The following is a 20,734-nucleotide window of genomic DNA, read 5'->3' as shown; positions in this document are numbered from 1 at the left end:
GCCGTCCCGGCCGCCGGGACGGCCCGCCTGCAGGTCAGTACCCGGCGGCCGCGGTGATCATTTCACCGGAAGGCGCCACGAGGTACCAGACGCCGCCGACGCCCTGGCCCTTAATGTCCCCGGCAGCCAGGTCCTCGGCGTAGTAGTACACGGGCATCCCGTTGACGGTCAGCTGTTTCTTCCCATCGGGGGTGGCAATGGTGCCCACGGTGCCGGTGACGCCGTCGACCGTTGGTGTGTCAGACGCGGCGAGGACCGGGGGCCACGCTTCGAGGCAGCCGCCGGTGCAGGTGCTTGTCCCGGAGTCCTTGACGTCCTTCGTGTAGTAGTAGACGCTCATGCCCTTGCCGTCCACCACGATCGGCCCGGCGGTGGATTCCGTGACCTTGAGGTCCGCGGTGGCCGCGGCCGGAGCGGACGTCGACGCCGGTGCCGACGTCGAACCCGCTGCGCTGCCGGGCGTCGTCGTCGGGGACGTGGCGGTTCCGCTGGTGCCGGCGCAGCCGGAGAGCAGGGCGGCGAGGGCGAAAGCGGACAGGCCGATGCTGAGGCTCTTTTTCATTTGTTGATCCTTGACTCGGACCGGCCGGCTGGTCCGGCCGACGCTAACCGTTACGACGCCGCCGGGGGAAGAATGGTTCACAGCGGGCCCCTGGACTGCGCCCCGGAATCCGGGGGGCGTGAACCTTTCCGGCGGCCCGGACGTCGTACGGGCAGAAGCGCCGAAACCGGAGAGCGCGGAAACCTCAGAGCCAAGGAGGGTGGTCATGCCGCTGGACGAAGACGTGGTGGCAGCGATCTACCGCGACCACGGGACGGCCCTCCGGCGCTTCGTCCTCAGCGCCTGCCGGGATCCGCAACTGGCAGACGACATCGTGCAGGAGACCGTGTTGCGGGTCTGGCAGCAGGCACCGCACATCACCGGAAGCCTGCGGAGCTACCTCTTCAGGACGGCCCGGAACATCATGATCGACAACTACCGCAAGGCCCAGCGCCGGCCCCGCGAGACAACGGACCGGGAACTGGCCGACCCGGCGGGCGGCGCGGAACGCATCGATGAACTGCTCAACAAGGTCCTGATGGAAGAGGCGCTGTTGCGGCTCAGCGCGGAGCACCGGGAAGTTCTGGTGGCTCTCCATTACCGCCGCTATACCGTCCAGGAGGCGTCGGTCAGTTTGAACATTCCGAGCGGGACAGTGAAGTCCCGGGCGTTCTACGCCGTACGTGCCCTCCGGACGATCCTTGATGAAATGGGGGTGCAACGGTGAACGCCACAGACCCGCACCAGTTGCTCGGTGCCTACCTGCTGGGCGGCCTGGAACCTGGCGAGGCCGACCTCTTTGAGCAGCACTTGGGGCGTTGCCCGGACTGCCGGCGGGAGCTGGACGAGCTGGCCAGCATCCCGGCGCTCCTGGACGCGCTCCCGGTGCCCGACGCCGTCGCCCTCGGCACGGCGGCCGGGCGGGAACCGGCGACGTCGGTTCCCGCGCCGGCCGCCGCGCCGCGGCGGCTGCTCGACGAGCTCGCCACGCGGCGGCGGAAAGCACGGCTCCGCTGGAGCGCGGCGCTGGCTGCGGCGGCTGCTGCGTGCCTCGCGCTGGGGATCCTGGCCGCGCCTCTGTTCAACCCGCCGCCCAAACCGGATGCCAGCTATTCCGTCCAGGCCGGCGACGGACTGCAGGTCACGGTGGGCATGGTTAAAAAGACCTGGGGCACGGAGCTCGCGGTTGAGGGCCGGAGCCTGCCGGTGGACGGCACCTTGTCGCTGTGGGTGACGGACAGCGACGGCGGCGAAGACCGGGCCTGCTCCTGGACGGCCACGCCCAGCGGCAGGGTCAGGATCACCGGGGCCACGCCCCTGCAGCTGACCAACATCGCCAGCGTCGAGATGCGGAACGCGCAGCAGCAGACCATGGCCGTCATCGCCGTGCCGCACGGGTAGCGGCGGCGCCGGCCCGGCAACTTTGCCTGCCAGGCTACTTTGTCATAGCCCCCTGTTCTACTCATGGTGGGAGAGCTGTTGGCATCTCCACCACCTGCGGCACGGACGTCCGCACCTGCGAATGGGGATTCGTTATGGACCAGGCTTATGTGGTTGTCACTTCCGGGAAAGAACTCGCGCTGCGCCTGACGGCCGCCGGGCGGACCAAACCGGCGGCGGTTGTTTCCTGGCATCCGGAACAGCGGGACAACCGGATCGACGTCGAACATATCGCCCGGGAGGTGGGAGGCCTGGCCGAAGTCTATTGGCTGGAAAACGGTCCGGAGAGCTATGCGTTCGGCGACAGCCTGCCGTACGGGGCGCACGTGTTCGGCAACGCGGCGCGCGTCTACTCGGAGGATCTGCGCTGGATGGAGGACGTGCACCGCAGCCCGCTCCGGATGGCGCGGGACCGCCGGGCGGCTGCCCGCGCGGCCGAGGACATCATCGAGGACGTGCTGAACCTGATCACGGTGGTTCCGCCGAAGGCCCCGCCGGTCCGCACCGTGCCCCGGCGCGTCCGAGGCACAGTCAAGGCTTTCGCCAGCGCCGGGTCCCGGGCCATCGTCGAACTGGGCGATGGCAGCTGCTGCACGATCCAGCGCGAGCACGTGTCCCCGCCGGTCCGCCTCGATTGGATGCTGAAGCTTGGCCAGCCCGTCGAGGGGGAACTCAACGACGACGACAAGACGCTTGATATCAAGGACCTGCGGACAGCTCCCCGGCTCGCGGACCTGTACCGGTCCGGGGACCTGGTCCTCGCCCTGGCCGAACAAGTGAGCGCCAGGAACGCGAAGCTCACCCTCTATCCCGGATCAAGCTGGACCGTTGACCAGGCCCGGGTCTCGTCCAACCCCCTCGACACGGTGGACAGCCTGGTGACGGAAGGCGAGGTGGTGGTGGCGCGGTTCCTGCGGGAACACGGGGCGGTGGTGCTGTCACTGCTCGACGTCGACGATGACGCCGGCGTCGAGGACGCGCCCGCGCTGCTGACCGGCGGCACCCCCTGGCTGCTGCCCGGGAGGCACCTTGCCGAACAGCCCGCCTCGGGCCGGACGTTCCCCGCCGAGGGGACCGGCGCCCCGGGGGAAACAGCGGCCGGGACCGCGGAGCCCGACGGCGGCTCCGCGGCTCAGGCAGTGCCCGCCCCCAAAGCGTCGGCCGCGCTGATGACCGCACAGCTCCAGCTCGAAGCGGAACGGAGGAAGGTGGCAGCCTTGCAGGACCTGGTCGCCGCCGCCAGCCAGGCAGGGGCCAGGCTCGTCAGCCTCCAGCAGGAGCAGAATGCCCTCCGGGCGGAACTCGACGCGGAAAAACAAATCGCGGAGGGGGCCAGGGTGGCGTTGGAGGACGTGGCGGACCGGCTCGCCCGGCGGCAGGATGAACTCCTCGATCTCCGGGCCTTCAAACGCCGGACGCAGCCCGCGCTCAAGCGTGCACTGGCTGCCGATTCGGAGGGGCTGTTCGTGACCGACGAGGAGCGGCTGCGGCACGATGTATATCTCGCCTGGGCCAAGAACGTTCCCGCGTGCGACAAAGCGCGGCTTCAGCTGCCTGCGGGATGGACAGCAGGCCCCCAGTTTGCGGCAAGCCTGTACGGCTTCACCGAGCCCGGCGTCGTGGGCAAGGCGCTGAAGGCCGCGGTGGAGGTCCTGACCGGGGTGGCGGAGCGGAATGCCGCGCGGGAAGTGCATGCGCTGCGGACCGACGGGGGCGGCGACGCCGCCCAGGTGGTACGCGGGGACGGGGCGAAATGCTTCCGCGCGGCGATCGAGCAGAGAGTGGCCTCGGCCCGGCGGCTGCACTACTGGCGCCTGCCGGACGGCTCGGTTGAGCTCTCGCGTGTTGTGGTCCACGACGACTTCAAGCCCTGACCAGGCGGCGGGAGCGCCGCCATCGCGCCCTACATCTTGGCGAGTTTCGCCCGCACCATCATGAAGATGCCATAGCAGATCAGGCCGATTCCGACGGCGGCCAGCATGTACACGCCGAAAGGCTGCTCGCGGAGGGCTTTCAACCCGCCGTCAATCCCCGTTGACTCCTCGGGGTGCGCTTTGACCGTGGCGATGATGACCAGCAGCCCCACCAGCAGCAGGGCGACACCTTTGGCCGCATAGCCTACGACGCCCAGGACCGTCACCGCTTTCCTCGCCTTCTCCGAAGCCGGGAGGCGGAGGTGTTTGGCGAAGGACTGGCGGAACCCCCGGATGGCGTACACGACTCCGGTGACCGCCACGGCCGCCCCGATGGCGAGCAGGATGGCAACGCCGCCTGGGGCTTTCATCATGGTCGCCGTGAGATCGCTCGTGGAGCTGCTTTGATCAGTGCCGGCGCCGCGGGCGAACGAGAACAATGTGATGGCCAGGCCGGCGTAGACCACGGCCTGGAGTGCCGCTTTCAGCTTTTTGGCCAGTTTCTTCTTGGCCGGCAGGTGCTCGAAATCAAAGATGGCGTCACTGACCTGCCAGATGGCGAGGGCCACACACGCCGCGAACGACGTCCACAACAACAACGGACCGGCCGGCTGACCGCCGAGCTGCTCCACGGCGCCGCTGACATCAGCCTTGCCTTGACCGCCCATGGCGAGCCGGATCGCGACGACTCCGATGAGGAGGTGCAGGATGCCGCTCACGGCAAAACCGGCCCGGGCCACCAGCTCCAACGCCCGGGAATTGGTGATCTCTTCCGCAGTGTCCGCGGCGGTTTTCAGTTCTCTTTTGATGGCGGATTCCTCAACTGACTCGGTGGTTCTGCCGGGCTTCCGTTTCCGCCCGGTTCTTGCATCTTCGGTAATCGTGCCACGTGGAGCCGCCCGGGAACAGCACCCCCGAATCCGGGCCCGGAAGGGCCGCTGCACGGGGCCGCCCGAGACGGTTCCGGCCTAGCGGCGGCGGTAGCTGAGGTCGAAGATCACCCGGCCCGCCTCGTGTGCCTTGTTCTCAAAACTCGTCAGGATCCGGCCGTCGAACCGCGGCGCCCAGCCGCCTGCCTCGTCGATGCCCTCGTTCGGGCCGGTGTGTTCGGTGCTCACCGGGGCGCGGCCCTCCTTGACCGGAGCACCGCCCACGAGGGACTCGACACCGGATTCCCACACCTGGGTCAGGGGGCTGTCCGCGCCGCTGCGCTCGCCGTCGTGAAGGTTCTCGAAGTCGGGGGAGCCGGCCAGGACCTCCCGTACATGGACGGCATAGTTGGACCAGTCCGTCGCGATGCGCCAGAGGCCGCCCGGCTTGAGGGCGCGTGCGGCGAGCTCGGCGAAGGCGGGCTGGATGAGGCGGCGCTTGTGGTGCCGTGATTTGTGCCAGGGGTCCGGGAAGAAGACCCAGAGTTCCGTCACGGAACGTGGCGGCAGCATGGTGGCGAGCACCTCGGGGGCATTCGCCTCCACGACGCGGACGTTGCTCAGGCCGCGGCTGTTGATTTTGATCAGGGTGTTGGCCAGTCCCGGGGTGTACACCTCGACGGCAAGGAAGTCCTTGTCCGGGTTCTCCTCGGCGGCGTGGCAGACGGCGTCGCCGAGTCCTGAGCCGATCTCCACGATCAGCGGTGCCTTGCGGCCGAACTCGGCTTCGGCGTCGAAGACGTAGTCCGGGTGCACGGAGGTGTTGGCGACGTGGCGCGGGACGTCGACCGCCCACCGGTCGGAATGCTCCTCCCACGCAACCTGCCGGCGGCCCTGCAGCCTGGTGCCGCGGCGCACAAAGCTGACCGGACGGCCTCCGTACGTGCCGAAGGAGGCCTGGCTGCCGGGGGTCACCGGGCGCGGTGGCTGCGGTGTTTCGGGGGATTCTGGGGATTCACTCATCCCTTCCAGAATAGTGGAGTTCCGCCGTCCGGCAGGCTGGGGCCAGGGCAACTGTTCCTGTCCGGGGTCCGTGGCAGACTGTCCGCATGATCGACGCAACACGCGAATACTGGGACGGTCAAGCGGCGGACTTCGACCGGGAAGCCGATCATGGCCTGCTGGATCCCGGCGTCCGCCGGGCGTGGGCGGAGCTTGTCCTGCCGCTCATTCCGCTGCCCGGCAGCGAGGTGGCGGACTTGGGCTGCGGGACCGGCAGCTTGTCCGTGCTGCTGGCGGAGGCGGGGCACCGCGTCAGGGGCCTGGACCTCTCCGGCCGGATGGTGGAAGCCGCCCGTGCCAAGGCCGCCGAAGCAGCCAGCGCCGGGCGTCCGGCAGCGGTTGAGTTCCGGCAGGGTGACGCTTCTGAACCGCCGTACCCGCCGGCAAGCTGCGACGTTGTGCTGGTCCGCCACGTGCTGTGGGCGCTCCCGGATCCGGACGACGCCCTCGGCCGGTGGACGCGGCTCCTGCGGACCCCCGGAACGATGCTCTTAGTGGAAGGACTGTGGGGCGCCGGTGCCGGCATTCCGTCGGGGACATGCCAGGAACTTGTCCTCCGGCACCGCCGCCACGCCGACGTCGTTCCGCTGACCGACCCGGCGCTGTGGGGAAAGGAGATCAGCGACGAACGCTACCTGCTCATCAGCCGGAGGTGACGGGACGGCCGCGAGTGCGCTGTTGACATGGCCGCTGTTGACAACGCTTGCGGCGACGAGCCTGCCAGAATGGGTCCGTGACTGTACCGAAGAACGCCCAGGAATCCGCCGTCACCGGCATTGAGGACCGGGACCGCCCGGGCATGCTGGTGGACGCCGAAATTGACGACGTCCCCGCGGCGGAACCCACGCGGGTGGCCAGCCGCCGCGCACTGGCCTACCTCGGTGTGTGCCTTGTCCTGATCGGGCTGAACCTTCGTACGGTCTTCTCCAGTTTCTCTGCGGTGCTTCCGGAGGTGACGGCCGACGCCGGGCTGCCGGGCTGGGCGGTGGTGGTCCTCACCACCGTGCCGGTGACGCTGCTGGGAGTCTTCGCGCCGCTGGCGCCCATCCTGGCCCGCCGCTTCGGCGCCGAACGTGTGCTGCTGGGCGCCATGGCGGTGCTCACGGCCGGACTGCTGCTGCGGCCCCTGGACGCCGGCGACGCCGGACACCTCCCCGCGCTGCTGGCCGGGACGGCGGCCTGCGGTGCCGCGATCGCGCTCTGCAACGTGCTGCTGCCCGGCCTGGTGAAGCGGGACTTCCCGCACCGGCTCGGACTGATGGGCGGACTCTACACCACGGCGATCTGCGCCTCCGCGGCCCTCGGCGCCGGTTTCACCTATCCGGTGTTCAGCGCGACGGGGGAGTGGACCGCGGCGCTGCGGTTCTGGGCGCTGCCCGCCGGCGTCGTTCTGCTGCTGTTCCTGCCGGTCGCGGTCCGGCAGCGCCACGGCCGGCAGCGGACTTCGCACGGCGGCGTGAACGTGTGGCGCTCGGGCATCGCCTGGCAGGTGACCATCTTCATGGTGCTGCAGGCGATGATGTCCTTCAGTGTGTTTGCCTGGCTGGCGCCGATCCTGCGCGAACGCGGTGTGGACGGCGGCACGGCCGGGGTGATCGTCTCCGTCTCGATCGTGCTGCAGATGCTGGGGTCACTGTTTGCGCCGGCGCTCGCCACCCGGTTCCGGGACCAGCGCGGCATCAATACCGTGGTGGCGCTGATGACCGGTGCCGGCTTCGCGCTGAGCGTTTTCGGTCCGCTGGAGCTGATCTGGCTGTGGACCGGGCTGCTGGGCCTGGGCCAGGGCAGCCTGACCGCCGTCGCGCTGACCATGATCATGGTCCGCACCCGGGACGGGCACACCGCGGCTCACCTGTCCGGCATGATGCAGGGCGTGGGCTACGGCGTGGGCTCCACCGGCACTTTGATGGTGGGGCAATTGCATCAGGCCACGGGGTCTTTCGCGGCGGCAGGCGTGCTGTTCCTCGTCGTGGGCTCACTGGCCGCGGTATTCGGCTACCGTGCCGGGCGGAACCGGTTCATCGGCGGCTGACGCCGGGCGGCGGCTCAGCGCATACTCAGCGCCTACTCAGTGGCGGGGGTGGCGGGGGCCGGTAAGCATCCATCCGGTGACTCCGCCCAGCACGGTGAGGACGGGAACCAGGTTCCACGACAGGCCCTGAAGCTCCCGGATCCATCCCTGCGCCAACTTCTAAGGCCTCCGGACCCGCAGGTACTGGTCGATGAGGTAGTCCGCGATGGCCAGGCAGGACGTGGCCGCGGGCGACGGCGCATTCCTCAGCAGTGTCACGGGCCCCACCTGGTCCACGGCGAAGTCGTCCACGAGGGACCCGTCGCGGCCCCAGGCCTGGGCCCGCACACCGGAAGCCGTCTTCGCCGTCAGGTCCGCCATGGTGAGTTCGGGGATGAAGCGCCGGGCCTTCCGGTAGTAGGCCGATTTGAAGAGTGACGCGCTGATCTCGTCGGCACCCATCCGCCAGTGCTTTCTCGCCAGCGGGCCGGCTCCGGGCCACCGCACCGACTCCCAGGTGTCCTTCACGGAGACCGAGAGCCAGCCGTAGCCCTCGCGGGCGAGCGCCGGGACGGCATTGGGACCCACGTGCACGTCGTCGTACACGCCGCGGGTGAAGTGCACGCCGAGGAACGGGAACCGGGGGTCCGGCACCGGGTAGATCATCCCCTGCACCAGGTGGTTCCGCTCCGGGTTGAGCGACCAGTATTCACCCCGGAAGGGGAGGATTTTCGGCGAGGGGTCGGCGCCCACCAGGCCGGCAACCACGTCCGACTGCAAGCCCGCGCAGGCGATCACCCGGTCGAAGACGTGCTCGGCCCCGGCGGTTCCTACCCGTACGGTGCCGCCTTCGACGGCCATCGCAACCACTTCCTGTCCGAGCAGGATGGTGCCGCCGGCCGTTCGCACGTCCTGGCCCATCGCTTCGGTAATCGCCGCGAAATCGACGACGGCGGTGTGCGGCGAATGGACCGCTGCCACCCCTGTAACGTGCGGTTCGATCTCGTGCAGCCGCGCGGTGCCACTGATCCGGGCCAGGCCGGGCACGCCGTTCGCCCGGGACCGCCTTTCGAGGTCGGCCAGGGCAGGCAGCTCGGACTCGTCGACTGCAACCACCAGCTTGCCGACTTCCCGGTACGGAAGGTTCTTCTGCAGGCAGAAGTCCCGCAGGGCGGCGCGCCCGGCAACACACAGCTGCGCTTTCAGTGACCCCTCGGCGTAGTAGAGGCCTGCATGTACGACTCCCGAGTTGTGGCCGGTCTGGTGGGCGGCCAGCCGGTGCTCCTTCTCAAGGACCGTGACGTCACCGGTCCCGGCCCGGGCAAGGGCGCGTGCCAGCGCGATGCCAACAATCCCGCCACCGATGATTCCGATTCGTTCAGTCACGTCATTGCGTCCTTGTCGCCGCGGTCTTCCCGCGAGTATAGACCGCGGCCGCCCGGCGGGGGCTGCGTCCCGGCCGCCGGCTGTGGCATGCTTCCCCTTGAGTCGAACGTCCCGGCTCCGCGGGTTTCACTCGCCCGTCCATCACCACCGATCAGGCCGCCACCTTGCCCCGAACCACCCCCGCGCCGACTCTCGAATCAGCCGGCATCTTCCACCGCAACTACCTCCTGGTGACCCTGGGAGCCTGCGCCCTCGTATTTCTGGCCGCCTTCGAATCCCTGGCGGTGACCACGATCATGCCGCTGGTCAGCCGGGAGCTGGACGGGGCCGCCCTCTACGCCCTGGCGTTCGCCGGCCCACTCGCCACCGGGGTCATCGGTATGGTGGCGGCCGGCAACTGGTCCGACAGGCGCGGCCCGGTGGGGCCGCTGTACGCGTCCGTGGTCATGTTTGTGCTGGGTCTGCTGATCGCCGGAACAGCAGCGACCATGCCGGCCCTCGTGGCGGGCCGGCTGGTCCAGGGCCTGGGCGGCGGCGCCATGACCGTGGCACTGTATGTGGTGATCGCCCGGGTCTATCCGCCCGTGCTGCACCCGAAGATCTTTGCCGCGTTTTCGGCGGCCTGGGTGATTCCCTCGCTGGTGGGACCCTTCGCCGCGGGCGTCGTGGCGCAGATGGCCAGCTGGCACTGGGTGTTCCTTGGCGTCGTGGGGCTTGTGGTTCCCGCGTTGCTGATGATTGTGCCGGCGCTGCGCGGCCTGCGCGGAGCTCCAGGCAGTACCCCGCACGGAACCCCAGCCCGAACCCGGGGCACGTCCGCGCCGGAGGACATGCCCACTCCTGCCCCGCGCAAGCCCTCGGGCTCCTTCAGGCTGGCCTGGGCCGCCCTCGCGGCGCTCGCCGTGCTCGGCCTGAACCTCTCCGCCCGGGTTCCGGTGGCAGGCGGCGTCGTGGCTGTGGCGGCCGTAGCCGTGGCCCTCATCGCCGTCCGCCCGCTGGTGCCGCAGGGCACCCTGACGGCCCGCCGCGGCCTCCCCAGCGTTATCCTCACGCGCGGCCTGGCTTCTGCCGCGTTCTTCGGCGCCGAGGTGTATCTGCCCTATCTGCTGGTGGAACGCTACGATTTTTCGCCCACCTTCGCCGGCCTGGCGCTTACGGGCGGAGCCGTTTCCTGGGCCGCCGGTTCGGCGGTCCAGGGCCGGCTCGGGACGCGGCTTGATCACCGCCGCGCGGTCCGGATTGGAGCGGCACTCGTCCTCGGCGCCGTCGTCCTGGTGCTGGTGACCACGCTCCTCAGTTGGCCGGCCGCCGTCGCGATCGCCGCCTGGGTGTTCGCCGGGGGCGGCATGGGGCTGATGTACGCGCGCCTGAGCGTCATGACCCTGGCCCTGTCCAGCCGGGAGAACGAGGGCTTCAACAGCTCGGCGATGTCCATTTCCGATTCACTCGGCGGCGCGCTGTCCCTCGCCACCACTGGGATCATCTTTGCCGCGTTCCCGACGACGGCGGCGTCCTTCGGCGGCGTCTTCGCCCTCACAGCGGTGATCGGCGTTGCAGCCGTTGTGGTCGCCCCGCGGGTCGCCGGGCGCCGGTAGGCCGGCGCGACGACGGGAGCCCCGGCCGGTTGGATCCGGCCGGAGCTCCCGGGGGTGTGCCCTTCCGGGCAGGCGGGTGCCGCCTAACCCGCTACGGGGACTTTTTCGGCGTCGCGAATTGCCTTCCATTCCGCCATCCGGGCCTGCTGGAGCGGCGTCTGCCGGTTGAAGTACCAGGCACCGCCGAGCAGCATGAACCAGATCGGTGCTACCAGTAGCGCGAGCCGGGTGTCATCGGCTTGGCCAAGTGCCACCAGCATGAAGCCGAAGAAGGCGAGCACCACGTAGGGCATAAAGCCCGAGCCGGGCATCTTGAACTTCGAGGCCGCGTGCAGCTCGGGACGGCGGCGGCGGAACACGATGTAGCTGATCAGGATCATGGACCAGACGAACATGGTGAGCACGGACGCCACCGAGGTGACCACGGTGAAGGCCCCGATCACGGAGTCACCCGAGTAGAGCAGGACCAGGCCCGCCAGCAGGAAGATGCAGGAGAACAGCAGGGCGTTCTGCGGAACCTTGCGGATGCTGAGCTTCCCGAAGGCCTTCGGGGCATTGCCGTCCTGGGCCAGGCCGTAGACCATGCGCGAGGTCGAGTAGATGCCGGAGTTGGCGCTGGAAGCCGCGGAAGTGAGCACCACCAGGTTGATGACCACCGCGGCGATTCCGAGTCCGGCCAGGGTGAACATGCCGATGAAGGGGCTGCTGGCGGCATCGATGGTGCGCCACGGGTTGACCGCCATGATGACCACCAGGGCGCCCACGTAGAACAGCAGGACCCGGATGGGGATGGAGTTGATGGCGCGGGGCAGGTTCTTCTCGGGGTTCTTGGTTTCTGCTGCCGCGGTGCCCACCAGCTCGATGCCGGCGAAGGCAAAGATGGCGATCTGGAAGCCAAGGATGAACCCGAACATGCCGTGCGGGAACATGCCGCCGTCGTTCCACATGTTGGCCAGGCTCGCCACCGCGCCGTTGGGGGAGGTGAAGTTCGTGGCGATCATAACGATGCCGGTGCCGATCAGCGCGAGGATGGCCACCACCTTGATGATGGCGAACCAGAATTCGGCTTCGCCGAAGGCCTTGACGGTGGGGAGGTTCAGCAGGATCAGCACAACCGGCGTGATCAGGGCAGGGATCCACAGCGGCGTGCCGGGGGCGAGTTTGTCCACGTACCCGGCGATCGCGACGATGTCGGCCACGCCTGTCACCACCCAGAAGAACCAGTAGGACCAGCCGGTGAAGAAGCCCGCCCAGGGGCCCAGGAGGTCGCCGGCGAAGTCGCTGAAGGACTTGTAGTTCAAGTTGGAGAGCAGGATCTCGCCCATGGCCCGCATGACGAAGAACAGCATGAAGCCGATGATCATGTAGACGAAAATGACGGACGGGCCGGCCAGCGAGATGGTCTTGCCGGAGCCCATGAACAATCCGGTGCCGATCGCGCCGCCGATGGCCAGCAGCTGGATGTGGCGGTTGCCCAGGGCGCGGGCGAGGTGCGGTTCCTGGCCTTGGCTGCTGGGGGACTCCTGGGCGGTATTCGGGACAGCCGTGGTGGTGCGTTCAGACATTAGGCTTCTTCCTTGTTACAGGCGGGCCGCGGGCGGAGGACATTCCGCCGGGGCCCGCACGGATCCATCGAAGGTGTGACGGAGGTAACACTTTGTCGTGTGGATTAAGCGTACGGGCGGGATCCGGGGGACCCCGCGACGCCGCCGACCGGCGGCCGGGCGCCGTCGTGCGTCCCGCGGCGGGGCCTGCCGGCGTTGCGGGAGCCGTCCCGATCGGGCCGGAAGAATGCTTTCTCCGGTGCGAGTCCGGGAATTCCCGACGCCGGCAGCAGCCCGCCGCTGCCGGGCCGGCGCGCACCGCGGGCCGGGTGTGCGCCGCCGTCACGTGCTCGACATCTGTCGACAAACCTTGCCTCAGTTGTCGTCCCGTGTCCCATGTCATATCTGAAACCGCCGGGGGCCTGGGAAATAGGCGAAGTCGACGGGACGCCGTCTCTAGCGGACCTGGACAAGCTGCACCCGGACGGTAGCGGTCCGCGAGCCCAGATGCTCCCGGATGGCCGCCGCCACGGACCTGGCCACGGCAGGAGCAGGGAGGGCGGTGCTGACGCCGATGCGCGTCAAGACGTCCACTGCCTCCCCGTCGAACTCGACCTGCACAACCGGCAGAGGTTCCCCTGTCACCGCCGAGCGGGCCGCACCGGCGATGTTCTGCCACAGCGGCCGGGCTGGGAACACCTCGGCGACGCCGTCGACGTCCAGGATCACGTCGCGCAGTGCGGCGGCCAGGCCCGCGGGTGTGGTGTCCCCGGGAAGAAGGGACTGGTTCATGGCTTCTCCTCGGAGGACTCGGACGGGCGGGCTGGTCCGGCAGCAGGCCCGGGAAACCCGGGTTCAAGGACATCGGCGACCGTCACGTCGATTGCTGCGATGTTGAGTTCGGTGTGCCGGGCGAGCGTCGCTGCTATGCCGCGTCGGAGGGCGTCGGCCCGTTCTTCCAGCGGATGTCCGAAGACGACTGCCACGTCGACGCGCACTGTGATGGGGGACCCCGGTGTGCTGACGTCTCCGTCGAGCCGGCATTTGCCGGCGGCCGTCCCGGGAAGGGAATCAGCGGCGGAGCGGATGAGAGCGGAAATCGAGCCTTCCGTTTCGGTCAGGATGTCCCCCGGGGTGTCAGGGCGCACGGGAATGTCCCTGCCGGGCCGCAGCTCCAGCCGCAGATTGTCCAGGATGGACTGCATCCAGTCGTCCGTTCCGCTGCCGGCCGCGGCAATGTCGGCGCTGACCAGCTCATCGCCCAGGGCGGCCAGACGGCGCAGCGCGGCCAGCCCGGACTGGCACTCGGGGCATTCGGTCAGGTGGCCCGGATCGCTGAACTCGCCCGTATCCAGGTAGATGCTTAGCTCCTCGAGGCTGTGTCCGCACTCGAAGTTGTCGCCGGAAGCGCTCATCGCCATCCCTCCATTTCGCGGGCCAGGGCAACCCGGGCCCGGGCCAGGCGGCCGCGAACGCTGGCAACGCTGATGTTCAAAGTCTGCGCGATTTCCTCATAGCTCTGGTCATTGAATTGTTTCAGCACCCAACACCGCCGCTGCTCCTCGGGCAAGGCGGCCACGGCCGCCTTCAGCGCCTCCATCCGGGAGTCGCTCAGGGCCGCGGCTTCGGGATTTCCGGCCCCAGCCGCGCCGCCCCCTGCAAGCCCGGACCCGGCGGCCAGCCGTTGGTCGAGGTCGCTGAGGTCGGAATGGTTTTTTCGGCGGCGTACTTGGTCGATGCTGCGGCTGGCGGTAATCCGAAGCAGCCAGCTTTTTACGGCGTCACCGTCGCGCAGGGTATCCAGCTGCTTCCACGCCTGGACCAGCGATTCCTGCACCACATCATCGGCGTCGGCGAGGGAGCCGGTAAGGCGGCGTGCGGACGCGCGCATCAGGGGACCGTGGCGCCGGGCCAGGGCCTCGAAGGCGACGGTGTCGCCGTCGGCCGCCCGTCCCGCGAGCAGCGCGTCGGGAACGAGGTCAAAATGGTCCGGCGCCGGTGGGGAACCAGTCACGTTTCCCTGCTTTCATACGATCGGGCCCGCCAGAGGCGTCTTCGGGAGGGAGGCGTCTTCAGCGGCGGTGCAATGCGCGGAGCGGCTCCGCGGTGGCGGAACCGCTCCGGTGCGCAACCTAGTCCCGGCTGAAGCCCTGCTTGAGCTTGCGGGCGGCGTCCTTGATGTTTTCCCCGGCGTCCGCCGCCGCGTCCTTCACCTTCTCGCCTGCCTCCTGCAGTTTGGCCTGGACCTGGTCATGCTGGCCCTCACGCTTGAGCTCGTCGTTGCCGGTGAGCCTGCCGGCACCTTCCTTGGCCGCGCCGAGGTGGTTGATGACCGTGTTGTTGACCTTGTAGTCCATTGCCATGATCTTGCCTTCCGGTGATTCCTTGATGTAGCGGTCTATCGGTGGTGCGCTGCGTCCCCGGCGGTCAGCGCACGCGTTTAACTCCGGCCAGCCTGGATCGCGTGCCGCTGGTGATTCGAACCAGGACGGGAACCGGATGGCCCAGCAGCCGGTCCAAACCCAGCACCAGTTCCTCTGCCGTGTCGGCGATCTCCCGCGGGGACGCGCCTTTCCGTGCCTCAAGCCCCAGCCGCAGGCCCGTCGTGCCGTGAACGCGCCAGGCCGACACCGAGGTGCCGAGCACCTGGCGGTTGCCGGCGAGAGCTTCGCTGACGCACGCGGCGACGAACCCGATGTCCACGACGGTGCTGCCGCGGTCCCCGTCAACGTCAGTGGCGGCGCGGGGCGTCCTGCCTCCGCCCTGCGATGCCAGCCAGGCGGCGCTGAGAGCCGCGGCCAGGACGAGCCCGGCAACGGGACCAACGGCCCACCAGCTCCGGGCCGCGCCGGGGAGCGATGCCGTCGCCAGCAGCTCGCTGGACCGGTCAAGGCCGGATGCCGCCGTCGAGGTCCAGGCTGCCGAGACCTCGGGGACGACGCCGGCCGCGGCGGTCAGCGCACCTGCCGCCAGCAGCACCAGACCCAGCAGTGCCAGGAGAATGCGGTTGCGTGTTCTGTTGGTCTGGCTCATTGCCCCAGCACCCCTTCCCTGCTGATGGTGACGCGCGGTGCGATCCGGCGGTCCATCGCGTAGCTGGCGAGTTCGCTCGCCACCGCTGCGCTGATGGCAGCCCCGTCCGCCGGCAGGCCCGACGTCGGCCGGACCCGGACATGGACGGAACGGTGCCCGACGGTGGTGGTGACCTGTCCCGGGGCAAGGCCAGCGGTGCGGCGTGCCCGGGCGGATAGGGCCGCGGCGATGACGTCGTCATCCGCCACGATGGCGCTGCGCTCGCTGTCCAGGGCGTGCCGCGGGAGGCGGCCGGCCCGGAGGGCGGTGCCCAGCAGGAGGACGCCGAGTAGCGCCATTCCTGCCCCGGCGGCCATCAGGCCGGCCGGGAGGGTGGCGGCGGGAATCCCTGCGAGCCACCGCCCCAGCTGCGCGGGACCAGCCAGCAGCGCGTTCCCGCCGAGCAGCGCCAGCACGGCTTCGGACGCCAGCCACAGGAATCCTGCGGCGAGCACGGCGGCCGCCGCAATGGAGGCCGCGGCCCGTGAGGAATGGGTTTCCCGGCGTATCAGGCGCCGCTTGGTTCGTTCCGCGTTCACTGGGCCGTTCCTTCCTGGCGTCGGATTTGCGTCGGGCCGACCGTTCCGGCCGGCGCGGGATGCTTTCCCGCGAGCAGCCGGATGTCGACGCGTCCCAGCATCATTCCGGTGATGGCGAGGCCCTCGCGGATGATGGCGGACCGTGCTTCGCGGGACCGGTCCACAATGCTCTGGCCGGCTGCCGTCCGCGGTTCCAGCAAGGACGGGAGCGCCAGCGGCACCGACACGGCGACCCCGAGCTTGCCGGAATCGTCGTCCAGTCTGGCCGAGACCCCGGAGGCTTGAACACCAAAGGCCCGGGCCGTGATGGCTTCCACCGTGCGCAGCAGGGCCGCCTGGGTAATCCGGGTGTGGCCCGCGCGCGTCATACGGAAGAGCGCTTGCCGCGCAGTGCGTCGATGACCCCGCCCAGGTCCAGCCGTCCTTCGGCAGTGCGGCCCAGCACAGCGCCGATTCCCATCAGGAGCGCCGCGAGCAGGAAGCCCCAGAAGCCGAACGCAAGGGCCACAACGGCGAGGACGGCGCCGACGGCCATGCCGGTGACGGTGGGGTTCATGCCACCCTCGGCTCAGCAAGGGCGGCGTCGTCAGCGTCGTCGTCGGACGGGACGTGGATGTCCGTGATGGTGACGTTTACTTCAGTGACCTCCATGCCGACGAGGTCCTCGATGGCCCGGTAGACGGCGTCGCGGGCGGTGTCCGCGACCTGCTGAAGGGGGTGCGGGTACTCGACCACCAGGGTGACGTCGACCGCCACCTGGGTCTGGCCGACTTCCACACTGACGCCCTGGGTCAGGTCCTTCTGCCCGACCTTTTCCCGCAGGTTGCCCAGCGCCCGGGCAGCTCCGCCGCCCAGCGCGTAGACGCCGTCGATCTCCTGGATCGCGATGCCGGCGATCTTGGCCACAACGCCGTCGGCGACCGTGGTGGCGCCGCGGCCGTCCGGGCCGGCACTTTGGCGGGCGGCTGGCGCGGGGGCCTTTGTGGTGTTTGCCGGAGCGTTTTTAGGGGCAACATCTGCGGGCGTGTGCGTCTGGATCGTCAATGCAATCACTCCTGATCGGATCGGGGGCGCCCGGTGGCGCCGTCCCAAGTAAGACGGTGCCCGCACGGGAAACCTCACGGTCCAATTGGGGTGAGCTGTGTCACATGCCTCCGAATCGGCGACGTCGACGGCGGATGACGCGCTTCCGCTGCTAACTCAGCGGGCGGCGAGGCGGGTGGCGCGCAGCACGGCGTCCGTCAGCGCGGCAGCCGCTCCGTCGGGTCCGGTGGCGCTGCGGTGCCGGGTGTCGACGACGTCGAGCCGCCAGTCTGGTGACTCAAGGCCCAGTTCGCGGGCCAGCTGCTCAGCCGTGTAGAACCGCTCCAGCCCATGATTATGGTGTTGCCCCCACGGCGGCAGCCCGTCCGGGTGGTGGCCCACAACCAGCAGCGTGCCGCCGGTGCGCACGGCCGCGGCGGCGAGCTGCAGGGCCTGCTGCCGGGGCATTACGGTGGAATGCAGGAACTGCGCCGTCACCAGATCGAAGAGCTCCCCGGGCACCCAGGCGGCGAGATCCTGCCACACCCACGTGATGTTCCCGCCCTGGCCGCGTTCCTGCGCGTGCGCTTCGGCCCGTTCCAGCGCGACGGCGGAGACGTCGACGGCGGTGACCTTCCAGCCGCGGCTGGCGAGCCAGATGGCGTCCGCGCCCTCGCCGCAGCCCAAGTCCAGGGCCGTCCCGGGCGGAAGCGGCGCGGCCTCGGCGATCAGCTGCGGGTTCGGCTCGCCGCTCCAGATCCTGGCCCGGCTGCGGTACATCTCGTCCCACATCTGGGCCGCACTGACGTCGCTGTTGTCATCGGGCTGGGTGCGCTCCGCCATGGTTGTCCTCGCAGGTCTGTAGGTGTCGGGCTGGGCCGTTTCCCGCATCATGGCAGGGGAAGGCTGCCCGCGAAACCAGCCTGAAGGCGACACGAGAAAATCACCCCACGGAAACGCCGTCGAAACCTTTCTGGTGGAGGCTGGAGCCGGAGAGCGGAATGACACTGGGGTGAATCCGGATCCGGGGAAGGAGCAGGCCATGACTGCAGAGGTATCGCGGCAGGTTCAATCGTGTGGGGAGTTGTCGGTGGGGGACCAGATTGAAGCGTGGCACAACGGCAGACTCTTCCATCGGGGCGAGGTGGTCCGGACTGTTGCGGCGACGGACCTGTTCTGGATCCTGGATGAGCGGACCGGAACCCGGCGGCTGATCGATTCCGAGGCTCTGGTGATCGTGCGCGTGGCGGCTCCGGCGGCCACGTCTGGCGCGGCGGGTAGTACCTACGGCGCGGCGGCCGGGCGCGGCGCAGCGGCAGGGAGCGTGCTGCGTGGGCTGCCAGCGGTGGAGGCGCCGGAGGCCGTGCGCCCGGCGTCACACGTTCCGCTGTTCCAGGCGCCCGCACTGGTGCCCTGAGCGGGCGGAAACGGCCCTGGCCTCGCCGGATGATAGACTGAGGGAACTTGATGTGCAGTGATGCCCACTTTGGTCTTGAATGATCGGTCCGGTTCATCAACCGGTTCCCCTGCTGGATTCCTTACGGATTCCGTCACAGGGAGTGGGATTTTTTCATGTGAGAGGCACATCCTGCGTCGATGAACGCGTTCTATTTGGTCCCGGCCGCTACTGCCGCAAGGTTGGTAGCAGCCCGGTTGATCACCTGACTTTTCTTCGGCGAACCCTTGGGCCAACCGGCACCGGGGGCCGATATCCGCATGGATACCGCCTGAAAGACCTTTGAAACCTATGACTACTTTTGCTGCCCTCGGCACGCCCAAGGCTCTGGCCGACACCCTCACCGCCCAGGGGATCGTGGAACCGTTCCCCATCCAGGTCAAGACCCTGCCGGACACGCTGGCCGGACGCGACGTCCTGGGCCGCGGCCGCACCGGCTCCGGCAAGACCATCGCCTTCGCCATCCCGCTTGTAGCGCGACTCGCTGAGCGGGAAGCCAAGCACTTCCGCAAGCCCGGCCGCCCGATGGGCCTGGTCCTCGCGCCGACCCGTGAACTGGCCACCCAGATCAACGCGACCATCGAGCCGATGGCCAAGGCCATGGGCCTGAACACCACTGTGATCTACGGCGGCATCTCCCAGGCCCGCCAGGAAAAGGCACTGCGCGCCGGCGTCGACATCGTCATTGCCTGCCCGGGACGCCTTGAGGACCTGATCCGCCAGCGCATCCTGACCCTCGAAGGCGTCGAGATCACCGTGCTGGACGAGGCCGACCACATGGCCGACCTCGGCTTCCTCCCCGTGGTCAAGAAGCTGATGGACATGACCCCCAGCCAGGGCCAGCGCCTGCTGTTCTCCGCCACCCTGGACAACGGTGTGGACAAGATCGTCCAGCGCTACCTGTCGAACCCGCTGACCCACGCCGTGGATGAGTCGCAGGCCGCCGTGACCACCATGGAACACCACGTCCTGGTGGTCAACGACCAGACCGTGAAGAAGCAGCTGATCGTCGAGCTCGCCTCGGGTTCCGGCCGCCGCGTGCTCTTCCTGCGCACCAAGCACCACGCCCGCAAGCTTGCCAAGACCCTGACGGACGCCGGCATCCCCGCCGTCGACCTTCACGGCAACCTCTCGCAGAACGCCCGTGACCGCAACCTGGCCGAGTTCTCCTCGGGTGAGGTCCGCGTCCTGGTCGCCACCGACGTCGCCGCCCGCGGCGTCCACGTCGACGACGTCGAGCTGGTCATCCACGTGGATCCGCCCACGGAGCACAAGGCCTACCTGCACCGCTCGGGCCGTACCGCCCGCGCCGGCTCCGACGGCACCGTGGTCACGCTGACCCTGCCGGAGCAGCAGTCCGACGTCAAGAAGCTCATGAAGGCTGCCGGTGTAGAGGTCAACTTCGAACGCGTCACCGCCAACTCCCCGCTGGTTGCAGAACTGGTGGGCGAAATGGCCGACAAGATCGATCCGCGCACCCGCGCCGCGCTGCTGGCCGCCAAGTCCAACCAGGGCGGCGGCAGCTCCACCGGTGCCAACGCCGAGCGCAAGCGCGCCCGCCGCACCACCCAGGCTGCACCCACCGCGGGTGGCCGGGGCGGCCGTGGCGGACGCGGACGTGTCGGAGCCGAGGCTCCCCGCACCGATCTTCCCCGCGCCGAGCGCCGCGCCGTGGCCTACGAAGGCCAGGCCGCTGCCCGCAACGCTGCAGAGCGTGTCATCGAGCGGAACGAGGACCGGATGGATGCCGAGCGCGCCGAGCGCCGAAGCGCCCGCGCCCGCTCGACGTCGTACGGCGCCCACCGCAACGATGTTCCAGCCGCAGGCGGCCGCGCGTCGGCCGGCCGCGGTTCCGACGGTCGCGCAGCAGAAGGACGCAGCGACGCCCGGGGCGCCTCGGCTCCCCGCAGCGGCGCACAGCGCAGCGGCTCACCCCGTACGGGTGGCGCTCCCCGCACGGGTGGCGCAACCGGCGGCCAGCGTGGCGGACGTCCGGCAACGGGCCAGCGTGCAGCTGCCGGCGCCAAGACCGGCAACGCCGGTGGCAACGCGGCTGTCTGGTCCTCCAACACCGGCGGCACCTCGGGCGGATCCTACGCAGGCGGCGGCAACGGCCGCTCCGGCGAAGGCCGTCCGGCACGCAGCGGCGGACCCCGCCGCGCGTCAGCCCCGGCGTCGAACGAACGCCGCAGCCGCTAATCCCCAACCGCTCCCTAACCTCGCAAGCTCGGTCAGGGAACCCGGCGGTCGTGGCCCCAGGCTTTCCGCTACGCAAACGGACGG

The 20,734-nt window shown here is 69.3% G+C and carries 23 protein-coding genes; 8 read left to right on the top strand and 15 right to left on the bottom strand.

Going from position 1 to position 20,734, the window contains the following annotated elements:
• Positions 1–34: 34 nt before the first annotated feature.
• Positions 35–562, bottom strand: a complete 528-nt coding sequence (locus tag AC6EUH_RS11720) for a COG4315 family predicted lipoprotein (RefSeq protein WP_499738736.1) — start codon at positions 560–562, stop codon at positions 35–37.
• A 205-nt stretch (positions 563–767) separates the two neighbouring features.
• On the opposite strand from AC6EUH_RS11720, the gene AC6EUH_RS11715 reads away from it, so the two are divergent.
• From AC6EUH_RS11715 to AC6EUH_RS11705, 3 genes are all read left to right on the top strand, one after another.
• A complete protein-coding gene (locus AC6EUH_RS11715) occupies positions 768–1,268 on the top strand; it encodes a sigma-70 family RNA polymerase sigma factor (protein ID WP_056430727.1) in 501 nt (166 codons plus the stop codon).
• The gene (locus AC6EUH_RS11710; protein ID WP_499738735.1) at positions 1,265–1,942 is read left to right on the top strand and encodes an anti-sigma factor family protein; all 678 of its coding nucleotides are present in this window, start codon (positions 1,265–1,267) and stop codon (positions 1,940–1,942) included. Before AC6EUH_RS11715 ends, AC6EUH_RS11710 begins: the two co-directional genes overlap by 4 nt.
• A 134-nt stretch (positions 1,943–2,076) precedes the next feature.
• Positions 2,077–3,855, top strand: a complete 1,779-nt coding sequence (locus AC6EUH_RS11705; RefSeq protein ID WP_056430722.1) for a hypothetical protein — start codon at positions 2,077–2,079, stop codon at positions 3,853–3,855.
• A 29-nt stretch (positions 3,856–3,884) separates the two neighbouring features.
• Here AC6EUH_RS11705 and AC6EUH_RS11700 read toward each other — a convergent pair whose 3' ends face one another.
• Complete coding sequence (locus tag AC6EUH_RS11700; protein WP_056430719.1) at positions 3,885–4,691, bottom strand: DUF1206 domain-containing protein; 807 nt, start codon at positions 4,689–4,691, stop codon at positions 3,885–3,887.
• 171 nt (positions 4,692–4,862) lie between these two features.
• Positions 4,863–5,786: a tRNA (guanosine(46)-N7)-methyltransferase TrmB gene (trmB, locus tag AC6EUH_RS11695; RefSeq protein WP_499738734.1), complete on the bottom strand. Its 924-nt coding sequence runs from the start codon at positions 5,784–5,786 to the stop codon at positions 4,863–4,865.
• An 86-nt stretch (positions 5,787–5,872) separates the two neighbouring features.
• Here trmB and AC6EUH_RS11690 point away from each other — a divergent pair, with 86 nt between their 5' ends.
• Together AC6EUH_RS11690 and AC6EUH_RS11685 are read left to right on the top strand one after the other, a co-directional pair.
• Entirely contained in the window at positions 5,873–6,481 is a 609-nt protein-coding gene (locus tag AC6EUH_RS11690; RefSeq protein WP_056430711.1) for a class I SAM-dependent methyltransferase, read from the top strand.
• Positions 6,482–6,624: 143 nt separating this feature from the next.
• The gene (locus tag AC6EUH_RS11685; RefSeq protein WP_056431026.1) at positions 6,625–7,857 is read left to right on the top strand and encodes an MFS transporter; all 1,233 of its coding nucleotides are present in this window, start codon (positions 6,625–6,627) and stop codon (positions 7,855–7,857) included.
• Between the two features lie 159 nt (positions 7,858–8,016).
• Here the strand turns inward: AC6EUH_RS11685 and lhgD are convergent, their stop codons facing one another.
• Positions 8,017–9,222 carry an L-2-hydroxyglutarate dehydrogenase gene (gene lhgD / locus AC6EUH_RS11680; protein WP_499738733.1) on the bottom strand — a complete coding sequence of 402 codons (1,206 nt, stop codon included), beginning with the start codon at positions 9,220–9,222 and terminating at the stop codon, positions 8,017–8,019.
• A 164-nt stretch (positions 9,223–9,386) separates the two neighbouring features.
• Between lhgD and AC6EUH_RS11675 the strand changes: the two genes are divergently transcribed.
• Positions 9,387–10,817: an MFS transporter gene (locus AC6EUH_RS11675; RefSeq protein WP_499738732.1), complete on the top strand. Its 1,431-nt coding sequence runs from the start codon at positions 9,387–9,389 to the stop codon at positions 10,815–10,817.
• Positions 10,818–10,900: 83 nt separating this feature from the next.
• On the opposite strand, the gene AC6EUH_RS11670 is transcribed toward AC6EUH_RS11675, so the two are convergent.
• The 11 genes from AC6EUH_RS11670 to AC6EUH_RS11620 form a co-directional block, all read right to left on the bottom strand.
• On the bottom strand, positions 10,901–12,382 hold the full coding sequence (locus AC6EUH_RS11670; protein WP_056430704.1) for an amino acid permease: 1,482 nt from the start codon (positions 12,380–12,382) through the stop codon (positions 10,901–10,903).
• Positions 12,383–12,817: 435 nt separating this feature from the next.
• Positions 12,818–13,153 (bottom strand): hypothetical protein, encoded by a 336-nt coding sequence (locus AC6EUH_RS11665; protein WP_056430700.1) that lies wholly within the window; start codon positions 13,151–13,153, stop codon positions 12,818–12,820.
• A complete protein-coding gene (locus AC6EUH_RS11660) occupies positions 13,150–13,776 on the bottom strand; it encodes an Asp23/Gls24 family envelope stress response protein (RefSeq protein WP_056430698.1) in 627 nt (208 codons plus the stop codon). Before AC6EUH_RS11660 ends, AC6EUH_RS11665 begins: the two co-directional genes overlap by 4 nt.
• Positions 13,773–14,375 carry an RNA polymerase sigma factor gene (locus AC6EUH_RS11655; RefSeq protein WP_499738731.1) on the bottom strand — a complete coding sequence of 201 codons (603 nt, stop codon included), beginning with the start codon at positions 14,373–14,375 and terminating at the stop codon, positions 13,773–13,775. Before AC6EUH_RS11655 ends, AC6EUH_RS11660 begins: the two co-directional genes overlap by 4 nt.
• Positions 14,376–14,493: 118 nt before the next feature.
• Positions 14,494–14,724, bottom strand: coding sequence for a CsbD family protein (locus tag AC6EUH_RS11650; protein ID WP_499738730.1), 231 nt, complete (start codon positions 14,722–14,724; stop codon positions 14,494–14,496).
• A 64-nt stretch (positions 14,725–14,788) separates the two neighbouring features.
• Positions 14,789–15,394, bottom strand: a complete 606-nt coding sequence (locus AC6EUH_RS11645; protein WP_499738729.1) for a hypothetical protein — start codon at positions 15,392–15,394, stop codon at positions 14,789–14,791.
• Positions 15,391–15,972: a hypothetical protein gene (locus tag AC6EUH_RS11640; protein WP_499738728.1), complete on the bottom strand. Its 582-nt coding sequence runs from the start codon at positions 15,970–15,972 to the stop codon at positions 15,391–15,393. The genes AC6EUH_RS11645 and AC6EUH_RS11640 overlap by 4 nt, the downstream gene beginning before the upstream one ends.
• Entirely contained in the window at positions 15,969–16,340 is a 372-nt protein-coding gene (locus tag AC6EUH_RS11635; RefSeq protein WP_200913047.1) for a hypothetical protein, read from the bottom strand. The genes AC6EUH_RS11640 and AC6EUH_RS11635 overlap by 4 nt, the downstream gene beginning before the upstream one ends.
• Complete coding sequence (locus AC6EUH_RS11630; RefSeq protein WP_056430679.1) at positions 16,337–16,528, bottom strand: DUF2273 domain-containing protein; 192 nt, start codon at positions 16,526–16,528, stop codon at positions 16,337–16,339. Before AC6EUH_RS11630 ends, AC6EUH_RS11635 begins: the two co-directional genes overlap by 4 nt.
• Positions 16,525–17,016 carry an Asp23/Gls24 family envelope stress response protein gene (locus AC6EUH_RS11625; RefSeq protein ID WP_056430677.1) on the bottom strand — a complete coding sequence of 164 codons (492 nt, stop codon included), beginning with the start codon at positions 17,014–17,016 and terminating at the stop codon, positions 16,525–16,527. The genes AC6EUH_RS11630 and AC6EUH_RS11625 overlap by 4 nt, the downstream gene beginning before the upstream one ends.
• Positions 17,017–17,172: 156 nt before the next feature.
• On the bottom strand, positions 17,173–17,838 hold the full coding sequence (locus AC6EUH_RS11620) for a methyltransferase domain-containing protein (RefSeq protein WP_499738727.1): 666 nt from the start codon (positions 17,836–17,838) through the stop codon (positions 17,173–17,175).
• A gap of 199 nt (positions 17,839–18,037) precedes the next feature.
• Here AC6EUH_RS11620 and AC6EUH_RS11615 point away from each other — a divergent pair, with 199 nt between their 5' ends.
• Positions 18,038–18,412: a hypothetical protein gene (locus tag AC6EUH_RS11615; RefSeq protein ID WP_235500240.1), complete on the top strand. Its 375-nt coding sequence runs from the start codon at positions 18,038–18,040 to the stop codon at positions 18,410–18,412.
• A gap of 330 nt (positions 18,413–18,742) precedes the next feature.
• On the top strand, positions 18,743–20,650 hold the full coding sequence (locus AC6EUH_RS11610) for a DEAD/DEAH box helicase (RefSeq protein WP_056430671.1): 1,908 nt from the start codon (positions 18,743–18,745) through the stop codon (positions 20,648–20,650).
• Positions 20,651–20,734: the final 84 nt, after the last annotated feature.

The sequence above is a fragment of the Arthrobacter sp. 001422645 genome (assembly GCF_059816125.1).
The sequence above is the reverse complement of the archived record's forward strand: the minus strand, read 5'-3'. Positions and strand labels throughout refer to the sequence as shown.

Excerpts from the sequence above, each read along its gene's own strand:
- AC6EUH_RS11615 (WP_235500240.1), top strand. The coding sequence starts at position 18,038 with ATGACTGCAGAGGTATCGCGGCAGGTTCAATCGTGTGGGGAGTTGTCG.
- AC6EUH_RS11720 (WP_499738736.1), bottom strand. The coding sequence starts at position 562 with ATGAAAAAGAGCCTCAGCATCGGCCTGTCCGCTTTCGCCCTCGCCGCC.
- AC6EUH_RS11705 (WP_056430722.1), top strand. The coding sequence starts at position 2,077 with ATGGACCAGGCTTATGTGGTTGTCACTTCCGGGAAAGAACTCGCGCTG.
- AC6EUH_RS11665 (WP_056430700.1), bottom strand. The coding sequence starts at position 13,153 with ATGAACCAGTCCCTTCTTCCCGGGGACACCACACCCGCGGGCCTGGCC.
- AC6EUH_RS11715 (WP_056430727.1), top strand. The coding sequence starts at position 768 with ATGCCGCTGGACGAAGACGTGGTGGCAGCGATCTACCGCGACCACGGG.
- AC6EUH_RS11610 (WP_056430671.1), top strand. The coding sequence starts at position 18,743 with ATGACTACTTTTGCTGCCCTCGGCACGCCCAAGGCTCTGGCCGACACC.
- AC6EUH_RS11685 (WP_056431026.1), top strand. The coding sequence starts at position 6,625 with ATGCTGGTGGACGCCGAAATTGACGACGTCCCCGCGGCGGAACCCACG.
- AC6EUH_RS11620 (WP_499738727.1), bottom strand. The coding sequence starts at position 17,838 with ATGGCGGAGCGCACCCAGCCCGATGACAACAGCGACGTCAGTGCGGCC.
- trmB (WP_499738734.1), bottom strand. The coding sequence starts at position 5,786 with ATGAGTGAATCCCCAGAATCCCCCGAAACACCGCAGCCACCGCGCCCG.
- AC6EUH_RS11645 (WP_499738729.1), bottom strand. The coding sequence starts at position 15,394 with ATGAGCCAGACCAACAGAACACGCAACCGCATTCTCCTGGCACTGCTG.
- AC6EUH_RS11635 (WP_200913047.1), bottom strand. The coding sequence starts at position 16,340 with ATGACGCGCGCGGGCCACACCCGGATTACCCAGGCGGCCCTGCTGCGC.
- AC6EUH_RS11690 (WP_056430711.1), top strand. The coding sequence starts at position 5,873 with ATGATCGACGCAACACGCGAATACTGGGACGGTCAAGCGGCGGACTTC.
- AC6EUH_RS11670 (WP_056430704.1), bottom strand. The coding sequence starts at position 12,382 with ATGTCTGAACGCACCACCACGGCTGTCCCGAATACCGCCCAGGAGTCC.
- AC6EUH_RS11660 (WP_056430698.1), bottom strand. The coding sequence starts at position 13,776 with ATGAGCGCTTCCGGCGACAACTTCGAGTGCGGACACAGCCTCGAGGAG.
- AC6EUH_RS11630 (WP_056430679.1), bottom strand. The coding sequence starts at position 16,528 with ATGAACCCCACCGTCACCGGCATGGCCGTCGGCGCCGTCCTCGCCGTT.
- AC6EUH_RS11650 (WP_499738730.1), bottom strand. The coding sequence starts at position 14,724 with ATGGCAATGGACTACAAGGTCAACAACACGGTCATCAACCACCTCGGC.